Genomic DNA, 20,919 nt, shown 5'->3' with positions numbered 1-20,919 from the left:
CAGGAACGCATGGACCGTTACGCCGTCATCGGGCAACCGATCGCTCACAGTCTCTCGCCGCGTATCCACGCCGACTTCGCGCAGCAGACGCGGATCGCCCTGGAATACGAGGCCATCGAAGTATCCCAGGCCGCGCTGGAGCAGGAGCTGTCCAAGCTGCACCGTGCCGGCTACAAGGGTCTCAACGTGACCCTGCCGCACAAGGTCAGTGTGGCGGCGTTCTGCGAAACCCGCAGCGAGCGCGCGAAACTCGCCGGCGCCGTCAACACCCTGGTGCGCAGCGATACCGGCTGGAACGGTGACAACACCGACGGCGAAGGCCTGATCCGCGACCTGCGCGACAATCTCGACATCGAAGTGCGTGGCCGCCGCGTGCTGCTGCTCGGCGCCGGCGGCGCGGCGCGCGGTGTGATCGGTCCGCTGCTCGCGCAGAGCCCCGCCGAACTGGTGCTCTCCAACCGCAATCCCTGGAAGCCCGAGGCCCTGGCCGAGCATTTCAAACCGGTTGGTGCCCTGCGGCCCTGCACCCACCTCGCGCTCAAAGGCGATCGTTTCGACCTGATCATCAACGCCACCTCCGCCGGTCACAGCGGTGAGATGCCGCGCCTGCCCGGACAGCTGCTGGCCGAAGGCGGCGCCTGCTACGACCTCAGCTACGGCTCGGCACACGCGCCGTTTCACGCCTGGGCCGAATCACAGAACGCCAGCCTGATCGCCGACGGCATCGGCATGCTCGCCGAGCAGGCGGCGGTGGCATTCGAGTTGTGGAACGGCGTCCTGCCGCGCACCGATGCCTTGATCGCGGTGTTGCACAAGGCGCTTTGGGAATTCGGGGCGGCTTAGCGCTCCGGCACCTTCAGCAAGGTCCCGGCCCGCACCTGGTCCGGATCGGTCAGGCCGTTGTAGCTCGACAGGCGCGCCGAGCTGATGCCGTAGCGCCGCGAGATCGCCGACAGCGTCTGCCCCGATTCCACCCGATGCAGACGGTATGAAGGCTCCGACGAGGCCTTGCTGTACGCCAGCTCCTGCAGGCCGCCGTCCGCGGTAGCGGCTTCTTGCAGGCGGATCACCTGGCCGCTGCGCAGCGAGCGCGGATTGGAGATGCCGTTGAGCGCCTTCAGGGCGCTGACGGTGGTGTCGTAGCGATCCGCGATGCCGCCGAGGGTGTCGCCACTGCGCACGCGGTGCGTCATCACCGCAGCCTGCGCCGAGACGCCGCTGGCCGGCACCTTGATGGTCTGACCGATGCGGATCAGGCGCGGGTCGCTGATGCCGTTGGCGCGCTGGATGTCGCTCACGCTGCTGCCGTAGCGGCGCGCGATGGCGCCGAGCGTGTCGCCACTGGCGATACGGTGTTGCAGCACGGTGGACTGCAGACTCGGCGCCGCGGCGGCGATGACTACGCCGCTACTGTCGCGAGGCGTGTCGCGAGGCGGCACCTTGATGGTCTGACCGATGCGGATCAGGCGCGGGTTTCTGATGCCGTTGGCCTGCTGGATGTCGCGAATGCTGCTGCCATAACGGTGTGCGATTCCGCCCAGGGTTTCACCGCGCGCAACGCGGTGTTGAATCCAGTAGACCCGCTGGCGGTCGAACACCCGGCCCTGGCCGAGCCCGGCATAGGCGAGCTTGAAGGTCTTGCCCAGCCCTGCCGGTACACGCACTTCGTGATGCGGCGGGATGTAGAGCTTGCCGGCGACGACTTCGTCCTGATACGCAGGATTGAGGCGACGGAAGCTGGCTTCATCGATGCTGGCCAGTTCGCGCAGGGTTTCGTAGGGCACGTAGTTGGCCGTGGTGATCACGTCGAAGTCGAGGCGCTTCTCGGGCTGCACATCCTTGTAGTAGCGATCACGGTTGCGCGCCACATCCAGCGCGGCCAGAAACTCCGCGTAGAAATTGCGCGAAGCGAAGCCGAACCGGCGGCCATCGAAATCATCCAGCAGGTCTTCGAGCGTACTGCCGTCAACCGCTTTGAGCGCGCGTGCCAGACCCATACGGCCATAGTTGTAGGCGGTGACCGCCAGCGGCCATTGCTGCAGCAGCGCGTAGTCGTCACGCAGATGACGCGCGGCGCCATCGGTGGCGAACCAGGGATCGCGTCGATCGTCCACCACTTCGTCGAGCCGCATGTAGATGCGCGCCGATGACGGCATGAACTGCCAGATGCCGGCAGCACCCACCTTGGAGTAGGCATCCACATTGAACGAGGATTCGACCAGCGGCAGGCGCGTCAGTCCCACCGGAAGCTGATAGGACTTGAACACCGCTTCCATGTTCGGCAGATAGCGGCCCGACACCGCCATCGCATTGCCGGTGCGTTCCCGCAAACCGCGCTGCGAACGCACGCGGTCCAGCTGATCCCTGTAGACATTCGGATCGTCGATGTCCGCAAACAACTCGTAGACCTTGCGTGCTTCCGGGTCGAGCTTTTGCGGCGTCTTGCGATTGGCATGCACAAGCTTGAGCAGGCGCTCGATCTTGTCGCGCGCGGCGCGCTCGTCCTCGCGGGCCCGCGTGCGGATCGTCGTCTTGTCGACGCCGCGCGCGGCATCATCACGATAGTCGAGCACGCCATAGATCTTGTTGGGGTAATCCATGGAATGGATCACCACCTGATTCTCGGAATACTCCGCGAAGATCTTGCGCCAGAAGCTGACGGCGCCTTCGAGTTGCGCCGGCCGCGGAAACACCGCGTCCTCCTTGCTGGTCTTGAGCGTCGTTTCGCTCGCGGCCGAGGCTGCACCCGTAAACAGGCTTGCACCGACCAGAATTGTTGCGATGAGCCGCACTGTGCTGTCCCCGCAGTATCACGCTAGTCACCCGATGCTAGCGTAGTGCCTCGGCACCATTCAATCAGGCCGGACAAAAAAATTCATGAATCCCGAGAACTTATGTCTTCTGGCGGCCGGCGCCTACTTTCGCGCCGGCCAGCTCACCGGTGTCTGGAAGTATGCCCGCATCGCAGGCCACCGAACGGGCGCAGGCGCCATCGCCAGCTATGTGCTGTATGGTCTGCTGCGCGATACCGACAACCAGTTCCGCAAACCCTATCGCCTCGGCCGCGGCACGCTGCCGGGCGTACGGCTGCACGGGCTCGTGGTGGCGCTGGCGATCGGCGAGATTGGTGCGTTCGTGCTTCTGTTGTACGGCTTCGTTCGCACCTTGTTGTAAGGTTCGCGCACACCAACACCTTTTTCGTGAACAGCATGCCGACCCAGCCCAGAGACCCGTACCCGCCCTGCAAGCCCTACCGCGAGCAGCGCCTCAAGGTGTCGGACCTGCACGAAATTCACGTCGAGGAGTGCGGCAATCCGAACGGCAAGCCCGTGGTGTTCGTGCATGGCGGGCCCGGCGGTGGCTGCGAGCCCTGGCATCGCCAGTTCTTCGATCCGGCACTGTATCGGATCGTGCTGTTCGACCAGCGCGGCTGCGGCCGATCGACGCCGCATGCGGAACTGCGCGAGAACACCACCTGGGATCTGGTGGCCGATATGGAGACGATCCGCACCACGCTGGGCATCGAACGTTGGGTCGTGTTCGGCGGCTCCTGGGGATCGACGCTGTCGCTGGCCTATGCCGAAACCCATCCCGCCCGGGTCAAGGCGCTGGTGCTGCGCGGCATCTTCCTGCTGCGGCCGGAGGAGCTGGCCTGGTTCTATCAGGAAGGTTGTTCCTGGATCTATCCGGATGCCTTCGAACATTTCCTGGCACCGATTCCGCACGAGGAACGCGGCGACATGATGCAGGCCTACTTCAGGCGGCTGACCAGCGAGGATCGTGAGGTGCGACGGGCCGCGGCACGCGCCTGGAGCGTGTGGGAGGGCTCCACCAGCAAACTGCTGCAATCCGGCAGCATGCTCAAGCACTACGATGATGACCGCTTCGCCGAGGCCTTTGCGCGCATCGAATGCCATTACTTCGTCAACGGCGGCTTCTTCGACACGCCCAACCAGCTGATCGAGAATGTGGACCGCATCCGGGATATTCCGGCGGTGATCGTGCAGGGCCGCTATGACGTGGTCTGCGCCACGAAAACCGCCTGGGATCTGCATCGCGCCTGGCCCGAGGCCGATCTGCAGATCGTTCCGGATGCCGGCCACGCGGCCAGCGAAGCCGGCATCCTGTCCGCTCTGCTGGATGCCACCGACGGCTTCGCACGACTGTAGACCGTCTGCGGCAAATGCCGCCGCCTTGTTGTTGCACTGCGACGGGGCGGATAATCGCCCTATCCGCGGTCCTGATGGCCGCAGCAACAATATTGAGAGGCGCGCGATGAAGGACTCCACGAATCACGTGGCGCGCGAGCCCGATTCGAGTGGTGTCGTGCGTTACACGGAGGAGGAACATGCGATCTGGGCGGAGCTGTACGAGCGCCAGGATCGCGCGATCCGCGGCAGGGCCTGCGATGAGTTCCTGCAAGGACTCGATCTGCTGAAATTGCCGCGTGACCGGGTTCCGCAGCTGAGCGAGGTGTCGGCCCGGCTGCAGCGCGAAACCGGCTGGGAAGTCGCACCGGTGTCGGCGCTGATCCCGTTTACGCAGTTCTTCGAATTGCTCGCCAATCGTCGTTTCCCGGCCGCCACCTTCGTGCGCAGCGGCGAGGAACTCGATTATCTGAAGGAACCCGATATCTTTCACGAGATCTTCGGGCACACCCCGATGCTGACCAATCCCGGGTTCGCCGATTTCACGCAGACCTACGGCCGGCTCGGCCTGGCCGCGGACAAGCGGCAGCGCGCCTTCCTGGCGCGGCTGTACTGGTTCACCGCCGAATTCGGACTGATCCAGCCGGCCGGGGGCGAACGCCGCATCTACGGCGGCGGCATTCTGTCGTCGATCGGCGAGACGCTGTCCGCGCAGGATTCCGATCAGCCGCAGCGCCGACGATTCAAGCTGGACGAAGTCATGCGCACGCCCTATCGCATCGACATCGTGCAGCCGCTGTACTACGTGATCGAGAACTTCCGGGAACTCGAATCACTGACGCGACTGGACCTGTTGGCCGAAATCGACAAGGCCGAACAACGGGGCATGCTGCCGCCATTGTTCGAACCGGCGCCACCGCGCGCCGCCTGAACGGCCGCCGCGCACGGCCAGCGCCGCCCCACTGGAGAACCCGATGAACGACCGCCCCGACAACGACTGGGACATCAACCCGCTGTCCACCGACGGCTTCGAATTCGTCGAATTCACCGCGCCGACGCGCGACGGTATCGACCAGCTGCACCGCCTGCTCAAGACCCTGGGCTTTGTCGCGGTGGCACGTCACCGCCGCAAGGACGTGACCCTGTTCCGCCAGGGTGAAATCAATTTTCTCGTCAACGGCACGCCGTACACTCACTTCGAGCAGTTCGCGCGCGCCCACGGTCCCAGTGCCTGCGCCATGGGCTGGCGGGTGCGGGATGCGGCGCGCGCCTACCAGTACGCGCTGTCGCAGGGCGCCGTGGCCTTCGATACCCAGCCGGGCGTGATGGAGCTGCGATTGCCTGCGGTCTACGGCATCGGCAGCAGCGTGATCTATTTCGTGGACCGCTACGGTGATCGCTCGATCTTCGATGTGGATTTCCGCTACTTCGACGGCATCGACCCGCATCCGGCAGGCAAGGGTCTGCGCTTCATCGATCACCTCACGCACAACGTCGAACGCGGCAACATGGACACCTGGTCGGGGTTCTACGAGAACATCGGCAATTTCCGCGAAATTCGCTACTTCGACATCGAAGGCAAGATGACCGGCCTGCTGTCGCGCGCGATGACCAGCCCCTGCGGCAAGATCCGGATTCCGATCAACGAATCCGCCGATGACAAATCGCAGATCGAGGAATTCCTGCGTGACTATCGCGGCGAAGGCATCCAGCACATCGCGCTGGCGACCGACGACATCTACACCACCGTGTCCGGCTTGCGTGAAGCCGGCGTGGTGTTCATGGAAACGCCGGACACCTACTACGACAAGGTCGATGCACGGGTCCTGCAGCATGGCGAATCGGTGGCGCGTATGCGCGAGCTCAGCATCCTGATCGACGGCGCGCCGGGGGACGGCATCCTGCTGCAGATCTTCACCAGCACCGTGATCGGTCCGATCTTCTTCGAAATCATCCAGCGCAAGGGCAACGAGGGTTTCGGCGAAGGCAACTTCCGCGCGCTGTTCGAATCGATCGAGGAAGACCAGATCAAGCGCGGCGTGATCGGCTCGGCCGCCTGATCCGGACCGAGCCAAACCACAAGCAATCGACAGACCGGCCGAAACTCAGCCGAGCGCCTCGGGCGCCTGACGGTGATCGCCGCGCGGCTCCCCATCGTGATGCCGACGTCCACCCTGGCTGATGCGCGCCATCAAAGCCTCTCGCTGCTGCGGCGTCAACACGCTGGCCAGTTCGCCCTGCAAGCCGGCCAGATCGCGTGCCCGGGTGTAGGCACTGCGCGCCGCCACGTCCGCCGCCGCCTGCACACGGCTGCTGTAATCCGCCGCTTCCGGGTTCATCGCCAGCAGCTCCATGAACTCGCCGCGCATCGCTGCACGCGTCGGCGCCGATTTGTCGCGGAACTGCGTGAGCAGACCCTCGACCTGCATGCGCTGTTCGTCGCTCAGCTCCAGATCCTGAGCCATGCGCTCGAAGCGCTCTTCGCCATGCTCGCGCAAGCGCTTCTCGATACGGCCGGGCGCGCGGTCCGCCAGCTCGGCAACCATGGCCAGCTGCTTGCTGCGCTGCTGCGGTGTGAGGATCGCCCACAGTTCACCGCGAAGCTGGGCCATGCCGTCGACACGCTGGCGCGCCAGATTGGACGCGCGATCAGCGAAGGCCTCCACACGCGCCGCGTATTCCGGCGCCTGGTTGTCCAGCTCCGCCAGCGCTTGCACCTGTTCACGCATCGCATCGCGCATCGTCTCGAAACCGGTGCGGTGCTGGACGAGCGTTTCACGCATGGCCTTGCGCTGCCCGGCACTGAGGTCCAGCTGGCGCACGAAGCCCATCGGCGACCGGCCATGCTCATGGTATTTCGGTCCGTGCTGGCGATTGCCCGCATAGGCGGAGGCCGTCATTCCCACGCCAAGTGCGCAGATCGTGGTGATCAGAATTTTATGCATCGCGACTCTCCGACAATTGATTGATGCTCGCGAGCGACGCGGCCTGCGAGCTGGCTTGGCCGTGCACACAAACCTTCAATGCCTCGTCGCGCTTTCGGTTGACGTGTCGCGCCGACACCGGTAAACCCGACCAGGACGCATGCACCGAACACCCGCAAACCGCCCATGAAACTTGCCACGCTCAACGACGACACCCGCGACGGCCGCCTGGTCGTCGTGTCGCGCGACCTGTCGGCCTGCGCGCCGGCGCCGGAGCTGGCGCGCAATCTGCAGCGGGCGCTCGACGACTGGCCGCTGGTGGAACCGCATCTGCGTGGCCTCTACGACGAGCTCAACAACGGCAAGATCGCCGGTACCATGGATTTCGTGCCTGCCGAGTGCCGTTCGCCGCTGCCGCGCGCCTATCAGTGGGCGGACGGCTCGGCCTATGTCAATCACGTGGCGCTGGTGCGCCAGGCGCGCGGTGCCGACATGCCGGACAGCTTCTGGACCGACCCGCTGATGTACCAGGGAGGGTCGGACAGCTTTCTCGACCCGCATGGCGATATTCCCTTGGGCGATCCGGACTGGGGCTGTGATCTGGAGGCGGAAATCGCCGTGGTCACCGCCGATGTTGCGGCGGGAATCGATGCACGCCGCGCGCTGGACGGTGTGCGCCTGCTGATGCTGGTCAACGACGTGTCGCTGCGTGGCCTGATCCCCGGCGAGTTGGCCAAGGGCTTCGGCTTCTTCCAGGCCAAGCCGGCCTCGGCATTCTCGCCGGTGGCGGTGACGCCGGACGAACTCGGTGAGGCCTGGCGCGACGGCAAGCTGCACGGCGCGCTGCAGAGTGAGGTCAACGGCCAGCTCCTGGGCCGACCGGACGCCGGCGCCGACATGAGCTTCGACTTCGGGCAGCTGATCGCGCACGCGGCGCGCACGCGCTCGCTGGTCGCCGGCAGCATCATCGGCAGCGGCACCGTCTCCAATCGTGATGCCGAGGGCGGGCCGGGCCTGCCGATCGCCGAAGGCGGCCTCGGCTATTCCTGTCTGGCCGAACAGCGCAGCGTGGAAGTTCTGCGCCACGGCGCCGCGCGCTCGCCGTTCCTGCGGGCCGGAGACCGGGTGCGCATCGAAATGTTGGACGCTCACGGACTCTCCATTTTCGGGGCCATCGACCAGCGCGTCGTGGCCGCCTGAACAAGGCCTGCAGCATGCTCAAGCTCTACAGCTTCTGGCGCAGTTCCAGCGCCTACCGGGTACGGATCGCACTCAATCTCAAGGGGCTGGAGTACCTGATCGAACCGGTGCATCTGATGCACGAAGGCGGCCAGCAGTTTCGCAGCGAATACCGCAGGCTCAATCCGCAGGCCATGGTGCCGCTGCTGGTCGACGGCGAGCTGCGGATCAGCCAGTCGCTGGCGATTCTCGACTATCTGGAAGCGCTGGCGCCGCACCCGCCATTGCTGCCAACCGAACCGGCGCTGCGCGCGCGGGTGCTGGAAGCCTGTCTGAACATCGTCAGCGATGTGCAGCCGCTGCAGAACTCGCGCGTGCTGCGACACCTGCAAGACGATCTGGCACAGGACGGCGCGCGACAGCAGGCCTGGGTCCGCCACTGGATCACGCTGGGGCTGGACGCGCTGGAGACACGGCTTCAGGCGCATCCGCAAAGCCGCTTCAGCTTCGGCGAGACGCCGGGCTTCGCGGATTGCTGCCTGGTTCCTCAGCTCTACTCGGCGCGCCGCTTCGATTGCGAACTGACGCGCTGGCCGCGACTCACCGAAATCGAATCGGCGTGCCAGGCGCTGCCGGCCTTCGTACATGCGCTGCCGGATCACCAGCCGGATGCGCCGACTCCGCACTGACGCGTTCAGTCCTCGTGCCGCAGCGCGCGCAACTGTTTGATCTCTTCGGCGTGGCGCAGGCGCTGCTGACGGCGCAGTCCCGCTTCTTCGTAACGGCGGCTTTCCGCCGTGGTCTGCGGTGCCACATCCGGCACCGCGCAGGGCTTGCCTTCGGGGTCGAGCGCCACGAAGGTGAGGTAGGCGGACAGGATGTGGCGGCGGTCGGCGCCGGTATGGGTTTCGGCTTCGACCTTGACGCCGATTTCCATCGAGGAATGCCAGGCGCGATTGACGCCGGCATGCAAAATCAACACGTCGCCGCGTTTGGCGGGCTTCATGAAGTGCACGGCGTCGACGCTGGCGGTAACGCAGACGCGGCCGGAATGGCGGTCCGCAACGACCACGGCAAGCCGGTCCATCTGCGCCATGACCATGCCGCCGAACACCGTGTCATTGGCGTTCAGATCGTTCGGGAACACCATGTAGACCTGTTCGGTGATCGCCGAACTGCCGACCGGCTTCGCCGGCGGCGGGGGGGAATCGCTCATCGGGGCGCCACAAGACAAATGGGTCGCCTACTGTAGCGCCTCGGCCGGGGGCGCGAATCCGCCTATTGCGGAATGGGCATGTCCAGCATACGGCGACCGCTGGCCGGAACCTGTTCGCGGCGACGCATCTGCGCGCGCTTGAGTACCGCGACCGACCGCGACTCTTCCCAGATTTCACGCAGGCCGCGCTTGTTCGCGCTCATGCGTTCGAAGCCGCGCGTGGTCAGCTCCAGGAACAGGCCGTCGGCCTCGGAAACCAGCTTGACGGCACTCATGTTGATCAACTGGCTGAGTCCGTCGACAAGATCCCCGCGACGCAGCCCGGTCTGTGCCCAGGAGGCCTCGACATCATTCAGCATCAGGCGGCCGCCCGCATAGACGCCATAGCGGGAAAATACGTCAAGGACCGCGATTTCGACTGTGCGACCCGTAATTTTCATGAGGTGTCCCTGTAGTCGGGGACACAGTCTGCGCGCGTGCTCCGGAAACATGGGGTCGCGCATGTAGAGAAAACATACCGCGCCTCGCCCGCTTCCGGATCAACGGTATAGCCAGGGGGAGCAAACGGTCGCAGGGTCGGCCACGCGACTGCCTCGCGACGCTCCAGATCAACCGAGCTGCATCTTCAGCCCGAACACCGGCAGCAGCAGCGCGAATGCCCGCCGCAACAGCGCGGGAGACAGGCGGTGGACAAGTCGCGCGCCAATCGGCGCCAGCGCCACGCTGCTCAAGGCGATGATCGCGGAACCTGGTAGCGAGACGTAAGCCAGGCTGCCGTCAGGAGGCCCGACAACACCCCGCCCGGCCACGATGTAGCCAAACGCGCAAACACCGGCCACATCACACCACCGTTTTCCGGCCATTCAGGCGTTGGCCTTAGACTATCGTGAATCTTGTAGTGTCCTGGCACCGTCTCCTCATGGCTCCCAAGCCAGAAGACCGGCTCGACTGACCCGACCGCACCAAAGATCCATCGTGAGAAACCGCTACGGATGGCTGGCCTGCTCCCTACTTGCACCCGTTCTCGCTGCGGGCTTTCTCGCTGTGGGCTGGCTGGGCGCGAGCACGGCCTGGGCGGGACCAAGCGACGCGCTGCGTGCGCGATTCCAGGCGGCGATCGCCAATCCTGGTAGCGCCGCTCAGGAAGACCCAGCCGAGCTCAAGGACTATCTGCTCTATCCGTATCTACAGGCGGCACGCTTGCGCAGCGATCTGCGGCAGATGCCCGGTGCGGTCACCGACGCACGCATCGCCCGTTTCCTTTCCCGGCATGGCGGGGAGCCGGTGGCGGCCGAGCTTCGCGTGGCGTGGCTGTTGAATCTCGCCGCGCGCGAGCAATGGCAGACCTATCTCGCCACGACACCCCAGGCGCCCGACGACGATCTGCTGCGTTGCCACTGGCTGAATGCCAAATTCACGCTCGGTGACACCGCCGAACTGCAGTCGATCGCGCTCGACACCTGGTTGCGCGGACGCAGTCTGCCCAAGGCCTGCGACCCGGTTTTCGGCTGGCTGGCGCAACAGGGTGCCCTGAGCAAGGATCGCGTATTGCAGCGCATCGATGCCGCGCTCGACGCGCGGCAGCCGGCGCTGGTGCGTTACCTCGCGCGCGGACTGCCGGATGCCCTGGCTCGCCCGTTCGTCAACGCCGCGCTGCTACAGGAAACTCCCACGATCATGCTCGACCGTCTGATCGACTCGCCGGCCGCGCCGGTGGCCTGGCGCTGGATCGAGCAGGCCTTCGACCGCATCGCGCGCCGTGATTCGGCCACGGCGATGTCCCGTTACGATCGTCTGATCAAGGCTCGCGACATCCGTGCAGAGCAGCGCGCAATGCTGCGTCGCTCGCTGGCGCTGGGCCTGGCCTATGACCGCGACGAACGCGCATTGGCCTGGTTCGCCGACCTCCCGGCAGACGTCCGCGACGAGCAAACGCTGGAATGGAACGCCCGCGCCGCGCTGTATCAGGCCGACTGGCCCGAGGTGCTGGCGGTGATCGGCCGCATGCCGGCGACGCTGGCCGACACCGCGCGCTGGCGTTACTGGCGTGCGCGGGCCCTGGAACGGCTCGGCCAGACCGAACAATCCGAAGCCCTGTTTCGTGCACTCACGCTGGAACGCGACCCGTATGGCTTCTTTGCCGCCGACCGGCTCGGCGTGACGCCGGACCTGGGGCCGCAGGCGCTGCCGCGCGACGCTTCGGCGCAGGCTCAGATCATGAACCTGGCCGGCATCCAGCGCGCGCTGGAACTGCGCACGGTCGACATGGATACCGCGGCCATCCGCGAACTGTACGCCGCAATCGAGGATCTCAATCCGTCGGGACGATTGCAGACCGGCCTGCTGCTCAACCGCATCGGCTGGTACGCCCCGTCGATCGCGCTGATGGCCGAATCCCAGCAATGGGACGATCTGCTGGCGCGCTTCCCGCTGCCATTCCGCGAACGGGTCGATGCCGCGGCCAAGGACTCCGGCCTGCCACCGGACTGGGTGTATTCGGTGATGCGCGCCGAGAGCCTGTACGACCCGAACGCGGTGTCCGGCGCCAATGCCTATGGCCTGCTCCAGCTGCTGCCGACCACGGCCCGCGAGGTCGCGCGGCGGCATGGACTGCCGATACCGACGCGCGACACGCTGAAGCAGGCGGACGTCAACATCCCGATCGGCAGTCACTACCTGGCCGAGCTCAACGAGCGTTTCGACGGCCACTTCCTGCTGGTGATCGCTGCCTACAACGCCGGCCCCTACCGCATCCCCGGCTGGCTGCCGCCACGGGAAATGGACGCCGACGTGTGGATCGAAAACGTACCGTTCAACGAGACGCGCGGCTACATTACGCGCGTGCTCTACAACATCGTGATCTTCGGCTGGCGCCTCAACGGCGAACCCACCACCCTCGACCAGCTGATGCAGCCGGTCCCCGCGCGGCTCGGCGAATCGGAATGATCGGAATGAAACGCTATCTGGTCGGCGGCGCGGTTCGCGATGCGCTGCTGGGTCTGGCCGTGCACGAACGGGACTGGGTCGTGGTCGGTGCCGATCCGGACACCCTACTGGCCCAGGGCTATCGCCCCGTGGGCGTCGACTTTCCGGTGTTCCTGCACCCCGAAACGCAGGAGGAACACGCGCTCGCACGCACCGAACGCAAGTCCGGCCGCGGCTATCACGGCTTCACGTTTCACACCGGTCCCGAAGTCACCATCGAGGACGATCTGCTGCGGCGAGACCTTACCGTCAACGCCATCGCCCAGGACGTCGATGGTCGCCTGATCGACCCTTACGGCGGCCGCGCGGATATCGAAGCGCGCGTACTGCGCCACGTCTCCGAGGCCTTCGCCGAAGACCCGGTGCGCATCCTGCGCGTGGCGCGCTTTCACGCGCGCTTCGCCGCGCTGGGTTTCAGCGTGGCCCCGGAAACGCAGCAACTGATGCGACAGATGGTGGAGGCCGGCGAGGTGGACCATCTGGTGGCTGAACGCGTCTGGCGGGAGACCGCGCGCGCGCTGATGCATGACCGGCCCAGCGTGTACTTCGAGACCCTGCGTGCCTGCGGTGCGCTGGCGCGGATCATGCCGGAGATCGACGCCCTGTTCGGCGTGCCGCAGCCCGCGCAATACCATCCGGAGATCGACAGCGGCCGCCACGTGATGATGGCGCTGGACGTGGCCGCCCGCGAATCCGCCCCGCTCAGGGTACGCGTCGCAGTGCTGTTGCACGATCTCGGCAAAGGGGTCACTCCGCGCGAGCACTGGCCCAGTCACCGTGGTCACGAACAGACCGGCATTCCGCTGGTGCGTGGCTTCTGCGCGCGACTGCGCGTCCCCCATGTCTGCCGCGATCTGGCGCTGGCCGTCACCGAAAACCACCTGCGCGTCCACCGCAGCGAAGAACTGCGCGCCAGCACCACCCTGGACCTGGTCGAGCAGTTCCGCGGGCTGCGCGATCCCGAGTACTTCGAGGATGCGTTGTGGGCCTGCCGCTGCGATGTGCGCGGCCGGCTCGATCGGGAATCCGTGGACTATCCGTCGATCGAACGCCTGCGCGCGGCGCGCGATGTCGCGGCCACCGTGCAGGCAAGCGATGCCATGGCGCAGGGCGCGGTCGGTCCTCAGATCGGCGAAAGACTGCGCCAGCTGCGTATCGCCGCCATCAAACGGGCACGCCGCTGAACCGGTACTCCGATCAAGCCAGCATCAGCAACAGCAGCGCTCCGAGCAGAATCCGGTACCAGGCGAACACGATGTAGGTGTGGCCCGCGATAAATCCCAGCAGCCACTTCACCGCGGCGAAGCCGGTGATCGCGGCGGCGACGAAGGCCACCGCGAGCTCGTCCCAGGCTTCGGCGGCGATCGCGGCGCCGTCGCCCAGGGTCTTCATCAGTTCGTAGCCGGTGGCCGCGAACATTGTCGGAATGCCGACCAGGAAGGCGAACTCGGCGGCGCGCGCACGCATCGTCAGGCCGGCGAACATCGCGGCGAAGATTGCCGCCGCCGAACGCGAGGTACCGGGAAACACGCCGGCCACGACCTGTGCGATGCCGACCACGATTGCCACTTTCCAGGTGATGGATTCGGCCGGCACATGGTGCCGCGCGTAGTATTCGGCGATGAAGATCACCACACCACCGATGATCAGTGCCCAGGCCACCGGCGCCACCGTTTCCGGCAGTTCGGCGCCGAGTGTCTTGGCGAGCAGGCCCAGTACGGCGGTGACGCAGAAGGCAGCGATCAGCTTGATCACGTAGTCGCGGTTGACCGGATCGCGCCGGGCAGTCGCCAGTTCGCGCAGGCGATGACGGTAGACCAGACACACGGCGACGATGGCCCCGGCCTGGATCGCGATGTTGAACAGGTCGCTACGGCGCGGCAGCCAGTGCTGCACAATCAGCAGGTGTCCGGTGCTGGAAATCGGCAAAAACTCGGTCAAACCCTCGACCAGACCGAGAATCAGGGCTTCAAGCATGGTTTGGAACCTGTGCGCGATACGCGAAAGACCGCTTGCGGGCCGTCGCGGATAGTGTGGATTCGGATAGAGACAAGCATAAAGGATACCCATGACCCAAGGCGCCAAGTACACGGCGGACACTCGAACAGCGGCAACGCCGCGTGTCGCCCTGATCACCGGCGCGGCACGGCGCATCGGCGCGCAGATCGCACGCGAGCTGCACGCAGACGGTTGGTGCGTGGCACTGCATTACCGCCAGTCCGCCGAGGCCGCGCAGGAACTGGCGACCGAACTGGAATCGCTGCGCCCCGACAGCGCGGCGACAGTGCAGGCCGATCTACTGGAGCGTGCCGGTCGCGAACGCCTGATCGAACAGGCGAAGCAGACCTGGGGACAGCTGGATGCGCTGGTCAACAATGCGTCGAGTTACTACCCGACACCGATCGGCTCGATCGACGAGTCGGCCTTCGACGATCTGATGGGTTCCAACTTCAAGGCCCCGCTGTTCCTGTCGCAGGCCTTTGCGGGCGCGGTCACGCAGGGCAGCATCGTCAATATCGTCGACATTCACGTGCAGGCGCCGATGTGCGGCTTTGCCGCCTACAGCGCGGCCAAGGGCGCGCTCGATACCCTGGGCCGCGCGCTGGCGCGCGAACTGGCGCCGCGCATTCGCGTCAACGCGGTGGCGCCGGGCCACATCCTCTGGTCGGACCACGAAACCCTCAGCGACGCACAAATGCAGGCGGAATCCGCGCGCATTCCGATGCAGCGTCTGGGCTCACCGGAGGATGTCGCGCACGCGGTGCGCTTTCTGCTGTCCGAGCAGGCTTCATACATCACCGGCGTGACGCTGCCAGTAGACGGCGGGCTCCGCCTGACGTGAAGGCAGGCGCTCAGTCGGCCGCGAGCGGCAAGACCTGGTCGCTGTCCCCGTTCGCGCGCCCATTCGGACCAAAGAGGCGTTCCACGAACCGCAGACGGTCTTGCGCGACGAGCACCACGGTGCTGGCTCGCGTGCCGTATTCCGGGCCGCGGATGAACGGTGAGGAGAGCCAGCGTTCACGTTCCAGCTCAAGCCCGGTGTCTGGCAAGGCCGCGTCGGGGGCGATGGCGGTGTCGGCGAGGGCGGTGAACAGGGCCTCGATATCCGGTGTGTCGTGGCCGCTGGCCTGCTGCATCGCGGTCCGCAGACGCTCGGATTTCGGCCAGGGCGTGTCCAGTGTCGCATTGGACAGCACATGGATACCCGGATCGACCTCGCGGCTTTCTCCAGTTTCACCCTGATTGGTCGCGAAGCGCAGGCACGCACCGTCCCACAGCAACAGATTGAAGCCGCCGTATTCGTGCGCATGCGGCATCAGTGCCTCACAAAATTCCTGGGCGCTGCCGTCACCACGCACGAAGTCGGCGACCAGGCGGCCGCGCGACAGGGTTCGCGGGTTCGGCGGCAGCATGCGTCGCACATTGGTGATTGCGGCCAGACGACCGCGCCGCGACACCGCGAGCCAGCCGCCGCCCTGCAAACGATCGCGGCCGCCGTAGACCTGTGGCGTGTCCTGCCAATGCGCCGCCGGATCGGCCGGACGCGCATGGAACTCGTCGCGATTGGCCGCGATCAGCAGGGGGTATCGGGCGTGCGTCCGCCAGGACAGGGCGATCAGGCACATCGGCAACGGGACTCCGCGCGGGGAACGAGTGGCGAGGCTAACCCGATCGGCCGTCGCTGCGCGCGGCTTTCATCGTCGGCGGCGATATCCCGGGCTACAATCCGGGGATGACCGGCTTTCAGCTCACTCCCTACGAAACGCGACAGCTTGCCGCGATCCACGAGTGGCAGGCGCAGTCCCCGGGCTGGGGCGCGCGGCTGATGGCCAAGCCCGGCGGCCGCATCGCCCAGGCGGTGCAGTCGATGGTGCCGGTGGACGCGCTGCGTGCGGCGCTCACGGGCGTGAATCGCGTGGCCGAACGTCTGTCCGACGAGCAGTCCATCCTCAAACGCGCGAAGGCCGGTTCGCTCGAAGAACTGCGCGCGATGCCGCTGAATACGCATGACCGCTCGATGCGCATCGAGCAGCGCTGGGCCATGGGCATGGCCGGTGCCGGCGGCGCGGTGTTCGGCGCGGCGGGCGCGGCCGGCATGGTGGCGGACATTCCAGCGCTGATCACGCTGGCCCTGCGGACGATCCACCGCGTTGGCCTGTGCTACGGCGACGATCCGCTGGACGGCAACCGCAGTCGCCTGGCCATCGCCATCTTCGCGCTGGCGTCCGCCAACAGCATGGACGAGAAGCTCACCGCGATTCGCGCCATCCGTGACCTGCAGAGCGGCCTGATCGACGCGGCCCTGCGCGACGGCGTGGAGCGCGTCGCCGAACGCGAACTGGCCAAGGAGGCGGCGGTGTTCTCGCTGCAGAACCTGGCAAAGAAACTCGGCGTGAACCTGGGCGCGCGCAAATCGGTGGGTATGGTGCCGGTGCTGGGCGCGATTGTCGGCAGTTCGGTCAATGCCTGGTACGTCTATGACGTGGCGCAGGTATCACGCTATGTGTTTCAGGAACGCTGGCTGCGTCGACGCTATCCGGAGCTGGATCCGGACGATCCCGAATCCAGTGCGCTGAGCGCGCCGCCGCGCGGCAACGCCGAATAGGACTAGCGTGAATCACGCACGGCGTGATGCCGAGCCACCCTCGCCCGCTTGCGGGAAAGAGAGGGGGCCGCTCGCGAATGCGGGCGGTGGGTGAGGGCAACGGCCATGCCGCAGGCGATTCATTCTGCGTAGGTGCCGCTTGGTGGCATGGCCGTTAGCGACTCAAACCGAAGGCGCAATGCGACAGCGCGCACCGGTCACGATCCGCTGCTGGCCGCTGTCCTGATTGAGCAACACGCAGTCTGCGCCATCCTTGAGCAAGCGCAGCGTCTGCGGCCGTCCGTAGACCTGGCCGGCCAGCGCACTGCCATCGGTTTCGCGGGGCTCGTCAGGCTCCACTTCGGCGAAGTCGACTTCGGCGAAGGCGTCGTCATCCAGCGTGACCGGCTGGCCGACCAGTTCCGTGGCAGCCGCCTCCAGCCCAAGCCAGACTTCGGCGTCCGAGGGCAACAGCAAGGCAGGAACCGGCCCGGGCTTCGGCGCCGGGCGATGCATCTGACAGGCCAGCAGCACCAGCGGCAGCGCGCAAACCGCAAGCAAGCAACGTCGTGTCATCAAGCTCCTCCGCTCCGAACGATGGGCGGCATTGTCGCAAAGCGGCGCGCTCAATCCAGGTCGAGTTCCTTGATCTTGCGTGTCAGCGTGTTGCGGCCCCAGCCGAGACGTTTGGCCGCCTCGATACGCTGGCCACGGCACTCGGCCAGCGCCGTCTGGATCAACATGCGCTCGAAGTCCGGCAGCGCCTCGCCCAGCAGATTGCTGCGGCCTGCCCGCAACTGCGTTTCGGCCCAGGATCGGAGACTGTCCTGCCAGCTGCCGATGTTGACCACCTCGTTGGCCACGCCGCCGCCGGCGGTGCTGGTATTTGCTGCGGTCGTCACCGTCGGTGCGGTGGAGATTCGCAGTTCCGGCGGCAGATCGAGCAGATGAACGTCCTGCCCCGGCGCCATCACGGTCAGCCAGCGACAGACGTTTTCGAGCTGACGGACGTTGCCCGGCCACTCGAAGCGCTGCAGGCTGGCGATCACTTCCGGACGCATGCGCTTGGGCTCGGCCTTGAGCTCCCGCGCCGCCGAGGCCAGGAAGTGACGGGCCAGTTGTGGCACGTCCTCGCGCCGTTCGCGCAGCGAGGGGATGCGGATGCGAATGACATTGAGCCGATGGAATAAGTCTTCGCGAAAACGACCCTGCCCGACCGCGATTTCCAGTTCCTGATTGGTGGCGGCGATCACGCGCACGTCGACCTTGATCGGCGAGTGTCCGCCGACGCGATAGAACTCGCCGTCCGAGAGCACGCGTAGCAAACGCGTCTGCAGATCCAGCGGCATGTCGCCGATTTCATCGAGGAACAGGGTGCCGCCGTCGGCCTGTTCGAAGCGGCCGCGCCGCTGTGCCTGGGCGCCGGTAAAGGCACCGCGCTCGTGGCCGAAAAACTCCGATTCCATCAGATCCTTGGGAATCGCCGCGGTATTGACGGCGATGAACGGTTGTTTGGAACGCGGGCTGTGGGCGTGCAGGGCGCGCGCCACCAGTTCCTTGCCGGCACCGGTCTCGCCGGTGATCAATACGGTGATCTGTGACTGCGAGAGGCGGCCGATCGCGCGGAACACGTCCTGCATCGCCGGCGCTTCACCGATCAACAGGGTATCCGGGCCGTTGAGGGCGTCCGGATCACCGGCTTCGCCGCGGACCCGCGAAGCGCGTCGCACCAGGGTGGCGACACCATCAACGTCGAACGGTTTTGGCAGATATTCGAACGCGCCGCCACGATAAGCGGCAACCGCGGCATCGAGGTCGGAATGCGCCGTCATGATGATGACCGGCAGCTCCGGGGCACGGGCCTGCAGGCGTTCCAGCAGTTCCAGCCCGTTGACGCCGGGCATGCGGATGTCGGATACCAACACGTCCGGCAGCTCGTCCTGCAAGGCATCCAGCAGTTCGGCAGAACCGGGGAAGCACTTGACGTTCATGCCGTCGCGCATCAGTGAGCGCTCCAGCACCCAACGTATGGATTCGTCGTCGTCGACGACCCAAACGGTTATCGGCTGGCTCATAGCGGTCGTTCTAGTGGGAGATAAATCGAGAAAACGGTGCACCCGGGCTGGCTCTGGCACTCGATGAGTCCTCCGTGGGTATGGATGAGATGCTGAGAAATCGGCAGCCCCAGCCCGCTGCCTTCAGCACGTGTCGTCACCATCGGGTAGAAGATCTTCTCGAGCAGCGACGGTGGAATTCCGGGCCCGTCATCCTCGATGTCGATCTGCGCCACGAGTTTGTGCATGCGTCCGCCAATCGTGAAACGACGTCGTGCGCGCGTGCGCACCATGACCTGGCCGTGACCGTCCAGAGCCTGCAGCGCGTTGCGTGCGACATTCAGCACCGCCTGGATCAGCTGCTCACGATCGGCGATGACATCCGGGATGCTCGGGTCATAGTCGCGTTGCACACTGACCCCATCCGGGGCCTCCGCCTCGATCAGCCTGCGTACGTGCTCGATCACCTCGTGCACGTTGAGCAAATTGTGGGCCGGCAAACGATTCGGTCCCAGCAGACGGTTGACCAGATTCTGCAGCCGGTCGACCTCGCGAATGATCACGCGCGTGTATTCGCGATGCTGGGAATCCGGGAATTCGCGTTCGAGCAGCTGCGCTGCGCCACGAATTCCGCCCAGGGGGTTCTTGATTTCGTGCGCGAGTCCGCGCACCAGTTCCCGGGTCGCCTCGTGTTGTGCCGCCTGCCACTCGTCCCGCGAAATCCGCAGGTGCCGGTCCAGCGGGGCCAGTTCCAGCAACAGCCCCGGCTGCCGCGCGATCAACATCGGCGTGACCATGCAGTCCACAGTGATCGACGCTTCGCCGGTCCTGCGCAACTGCACTTCGCGTTCGATGAATCCGGAGCCTGTGGACAGGGCCTGCCTCAGCCTTGGCAACAGACCATCCAGATGCGGAACCGCGATTTTCAATTCCTCGCCCAACGCAAACTTCTGACTCATGCCAAACAGGCTTTCGCAGGCTGAATTGAGCGCTGCGATGCGCAGATCGGCGTCAACGCTGATTACACCCGTGGTCATGCCATCGAGGATGACCTCAGGTCTCATGCGTGTACGGGGAACCAGCTTCATGTGAGGGCGGGTAGCAAATAGTGGGCCACGACGGTGCGCGCCGCACCGCCCTGACCCCGCGGTTGGCGCACAATTCTGGTGCGTTGCGCCTCAGCGCGCAATCGGCGGTTTGACGAACACCTGGACCGGTTGGGCCCTGATCAGGGGCTTGCCCTGTTCGTCGACGATCGCGGCAGAAACGGCGTGGGTGCCGCGCTCGACACCTGAAAACACGGTGGATGTCGACAGCGCCGGTGGCGCCTGTGCCTCACCGTCGAGAAAGAACTGGACCCGGTGGCCGGCCATCAGACTCGGGTCCGAGGTGACGGCCACCGGAACGATGCGCTCGGCACCGCGTATGGTCTCCTCGGGAGAGGGCGTGACAATTCTCAGCTCTCGATATTTCTCGACCTTTTCGGAACTGTTCGATCCGTCATTTTCATCGAGCTGGTGTTCTACCGATTCCAGTTCGGCCGGGGTATAGGTTCGCAGCGGTGGCAGGTCGGCGGGTTGCGCGTTCTGGCTGGGCGGCTTGTCGGTGTAGTGCACGACGCCGTCCTCGTCCACATAGCGGTAGATCGGCTCGCCTTGAGCGAGCGCCTGAGCCGTCAGCAACAGGCCGAGCAGTGCAGGCAGGAAAATACGCGTCATCGAAAATCCGGATGATTGCGGAGCGTCCAATCTACTGTTTCGCGGCTCCGTCCGGAAGCCTCGCGCCGTCCGGTAATGCTCCGAGCCGATCCTCCGTAAGAAGAAACGCC

The 20,919-nt window shown here is 65.7% G+C and carries 22 protein-coding genes; 11 read left to right on the top strand and 11 right to left on the bottom strand.

From position 1 onward, the window contains the following. Window positions 1-9 precede the first annotated feature (9 nt). Window positions 10-843: a shikimate dehydrogenase gene (gene aroE, locus RM530_RS06915; RefSeq protein ID WP_311364489.1), complete on the top strand. Its 834-nt coding sequence runs from the start codon at window positions 10-12 to the stop codon at window positions 841-843. Here aroE and RM530_RS06910 read toward each other — a convergent pair. Next, window positions 840-2,792, bottom strand: a complete 1,953-nt coding sequence (locus RM530_RS06910) for a LysM peptidoglycan-binding domain-containing protein (RefSeq protein WP_311364488.1) — start codon at window positions 2,790-2,792, stop codon at window positions 840-842. The two genes, aroE and RM530_RS06910, sit on opposite strands and share 4 nt — an antisense overlap. A gap of 85 nt (window positions 2,793-2,877) precedes the next feature. Here RM530_RS06910 and RM530_RS06905 point away from each other — a divergent pair, with 85 nt between their 5' ends. From RM530_RS06905 to hppD, 4 genes are all read left to right on the top strand, one after another. Further along, window positions 2,878-3,174 (top strand): hypothetical protein, encoded by a 297-nt coding sequence (locus RM530_RS06905; RefSeq protein ID WP_311364487.1) that lies wholly within the window; start codon window positions 2,878-2,880, stop codon window positions 3,172-3,174. 35 nt (window positions 3,175-3,209) lie between these two features. Next, entirely contained in the window at window positions 3,210-4,169 is a 960-nt protein-coding gene (gene pip / locus RM530_RS06900) for a prolyl aminopeptidase (protein WP_311364562.1), read from the top strand. Between the two features lie 106 nt (window positions 4,170-4,275). Next, window positions 4,276-5,079, top strand: a complete 804-nt coding sequence (gene phhA / locus RM530_RS06895; protein ID WP_311364486.1) for a phenylalanine 4-monooxygenase — start codon at window positions 4,276-4,278, stop codon at window positions 5,077-5,079. 43 nt (window positions 5,080-5,122) lie between these two features. Further along, window positions 5,123-6,208 carry a 4-hydroxyphenylpyruvate dioxygenase gene (hppD, locus tag RM530_RS06890; RefSeq protein ID WP_311364485.1) on the top strand — a complete coding sequence of 362 codons (1,086 nt, stop codon included), beginning with the start codon at window positions 5,123-5,125 and terminating at the stop codon, window positions 6,206-6,208. Window positions 6,209-6,253: 45 nt separating this feature from the next. Here hppD and RM530_RS06885 read toward each other — a convergent pair whose 3' ends face one another. After that, window positions 6,254-7,093, bottom strand: a complete 840-nt coding sequence (locus RM530_RS06885) for a periplasmic heavy metal sensor (RefSeq protein ID WP_311364484.1) — start codon at window positions 7,091-7,093, stop codon at window positions 6,254-6,256. 165 nt (window positions 7,094-7,258) lie between these two features. Here RM530_RS06885 and RM530_RS06880 point away from each other — a divergent pair, with 165 nt between their 5' ends. Further along, the gene (locus RM530_RS06880) at window positions 7,259-8,272 is read left to right on the top strand and encodes a fumarylacetoacetate hydrolase family protein (protein ID WP_311364483.1); all 1,014 of its coding nucleotides are present in this window, start codon (window positions 7,259-7,261) and stop codon (window positions 8,270-8,272) included. A gap of 14 nt (window positions 8,273-8,286) precedes the next feature. After that, window positions 8,287-8,940 (top strand): maleylacetoacetate isomerase, encoded by a 654-nt coding sequence (gene maiA, locus RM530_RS06875; RefSeq protein WP_311364482.1) that lies wholly within the window; start codon window positions 8,287-8,289, stop codon window positions 8,938-8,940. A gap of 5 nt (window positions 8,941-8,945) precedes the next feature. Here the strand turns inward: maiA and RM530_RS06870 are convergent, their stop codons facing one another. The 3 genes from RM530_RS06870 to RM530_RS06860 form a co-directional block, all read right to left on the bottom strand. Continuing rightward, the gene (locus tag RM530_RS06870) at window positions 8,946-9,467 is read right to left on the bottom strand and encodes an acyl-CoA thioesterase (RefSeq protein ID WP_311364481.1); all 522 of its coding nucleotides are present in this window, start codon (window positions 9,465-9,467) and stop codon (window positions 8,946-8,948) included. Between the two features lie 62 nt (window positions 9,468-9,529). After that, a complete protein-coding gene (locus RM530_RS06865) occupies window positions 9,530-9,907 on the bottom strand; it encodes a hypothetical protein (protein WP_311364480.1) in 378 nt (125 codons plus the stop codon). Window positions 9,908-10,075: 168 nt separating this feature from the next. Then, complete coding sequence (locus tag RM530_RS06860; RefSeq protein ID WP_311364479.1) at window positions 10,076-10,330, bottom strand: hypothetical protein; 255 nt, start codon at window positions 10,328-10,330, stop codon at window positions 10,076-10,078. 112 nt (window positions 10,331-10,442) lie between these two features. Between RM530_RS06860 and RM530_RS06855 the strand changes: the two genes are divergently transcribed. Together RM530_RS06855 and RM530_RS06850 are read left to right on the top strand one after the other, a co-directional pair. Continuing rightward, the gene (locus RM530_RS06855) at window positions 10,443-12,413 is read left to right on the top strand and encodes a transglycosylase SLT domain-containing protein (RefSeq protein WP_311364478.1); all 1,971 of its coding nucleotides are present in this window, start codon (window positions 10,443-10,445) and stop codon (window positions 12,411-12,413) included. 5 nt (window positions 12,414-12,418) lie between these two features. After that, complete coding sequence (locus tag RM530_RS06850) at window positions 12,419-13,636, top strand: multifunctional CCA addition/repair protein (protein WP_311364477.1); 1,218 nt, start codon at window positions 12,419-12,421, stop codon at window positions 13,634-13,636. Window positions 13,637-13,649: 13 nt separating this feature from the next. Here the strand turns inward: RM530_RS06850 and RM530_RS06845 are convergent, their stop codons facing one another. Further along, window positions 13,650-14,429 carry an undecaprenyl-diphosphate phosphatase gene (locus tag RM530_RS06845; protein WP_311364476.1) on the bottom strand — a complete coding sequence of 260 codons (780 nt, stop codon included), beginning with the start codon at window positions 14,427-14,429 and terminating at the stop codon, window positions 13,650-13,652. 91 nt (window positions 14,430-14,520) lie between these two features. Here RM530_RS06845 and RM530_RS06840 point away from each other — a divergent pair, with 91 nt between their 5' ends. Beyond that, window positions 14,521-15,294 carry a pteridine reductase gene (locus tag RM530_RS06840; RefSeq protein WP_311364475.1) on the top strand — a complete coding sequence of 258 codons (774 nt, stop codon included), beginning with the start codon at window positions 14,521-14,523 and terminating at the stop codon, window positions 15,292-15,294. A gap of 10 nt (window positions 15,295-15,304) precedes the next feature. Here the strand turns inward: RM530_RS06840 and RM530_RS06835 are convergent, their stop codons facing one another. After that, the gene (locus tag RM530_RS06835; RefSeq protein WP_311364474.1) at window positions 15,305-16,078 is read right to left on the bottom strand and encodes an NRDE family protein; all 774 of its coding nucleotides are present in this window, start codon (window positions 16,076-16,078) and stop codon (window positions 15,305-15,307) included. 107 nt (window positions 16,079-16,185) lie between these two features. Here RM530_RS06835 and RM530_RS06830 point away from each other — a divergent pair, with 107 nt between their 5' ends. Beyond that, the gene (locus RM530_RS06830; protein WP_311364473.1) at window positions 16,186-17,058 is read left to right on the top strand and encodes an EcsC family protein; all 873 of its coding nucleotides are present in this window, start codon (window positions 16,186-16,188) and stop codon (window positions 17,056-17,058) included. Between the two features lie 162 nt (window positions 17,059-17,220). Here RM530_RS06830 and RM530_RS06825 read toward each other — a convergent pair whose 3' ends face one another. From RM530_RS06825 to RM530_RS06810, 4 genes are all read right to left on the bottom strand, one after another. Then, a complete protein-coding gene (locus tag RM530_RS06825) occupies window positions 17,221-17,613 on the bottom strand; it encodes a hypothetical protein (protein ID WP_311364472.1) in 393 nt (130 codons plus the stop codon). Window positions 17,614-17,663: 50 nt separating this feature from the next. Then, on the bottom strand, window positions 17,664-19,112 hold the full coding sequence (gene ntrC, locus RM530_RS06820) for a nitrogen regulation protein NR(I) (protein WP_311364471.1): 1,449 nt from the start codon (window positions 19,110-19,112) through the stop codon (window positions 17,664-17,666). Continuing rightward, a complete protein-coding gene (gene glnL, locus RM530_RS06815; RefSeq protein WP_311364470.1) occupies window positions 19,109-20,155 on the bottom strand; it encodes a nitrogen regulation protein NR(II) in 1,047 nt (348 codons plus the stop codon). Before glnL ends, ntrC begins: the two co-directional genes overlap by 4 nt. A gap of 114 nt (window positions 20,156-20,269) precedes the next feature. Beyond that, entirely contained in the window at window positions 20,270-20,809 is a 540-nt protein-coding gene (locus tag RM530_RS06810) for a DUF4124 domain-containing protein (RefSeq protein ID WP_311364469.1), read from the bottom strand. Between the last annotated feature and the right edge of the window lie 110 nt (window positions 20,810-20,919).

Origin of the sequence: Banduia mediterranea (genome assembly GCF_031846245.1) — a bacterium.
In the GTDB taxonomy this organism is placed as follows: domain Bacteria; phylum Pseudomonadota; class Gammaproteobacteria; order Nevskiales; family Nevskiaceae; genus Banduia; species Banduia mediterranea.
Note: the sequence above shows the minus strand (reverse complement) of the source record. Positions and strands in the feature narration are given on the sequence as shown.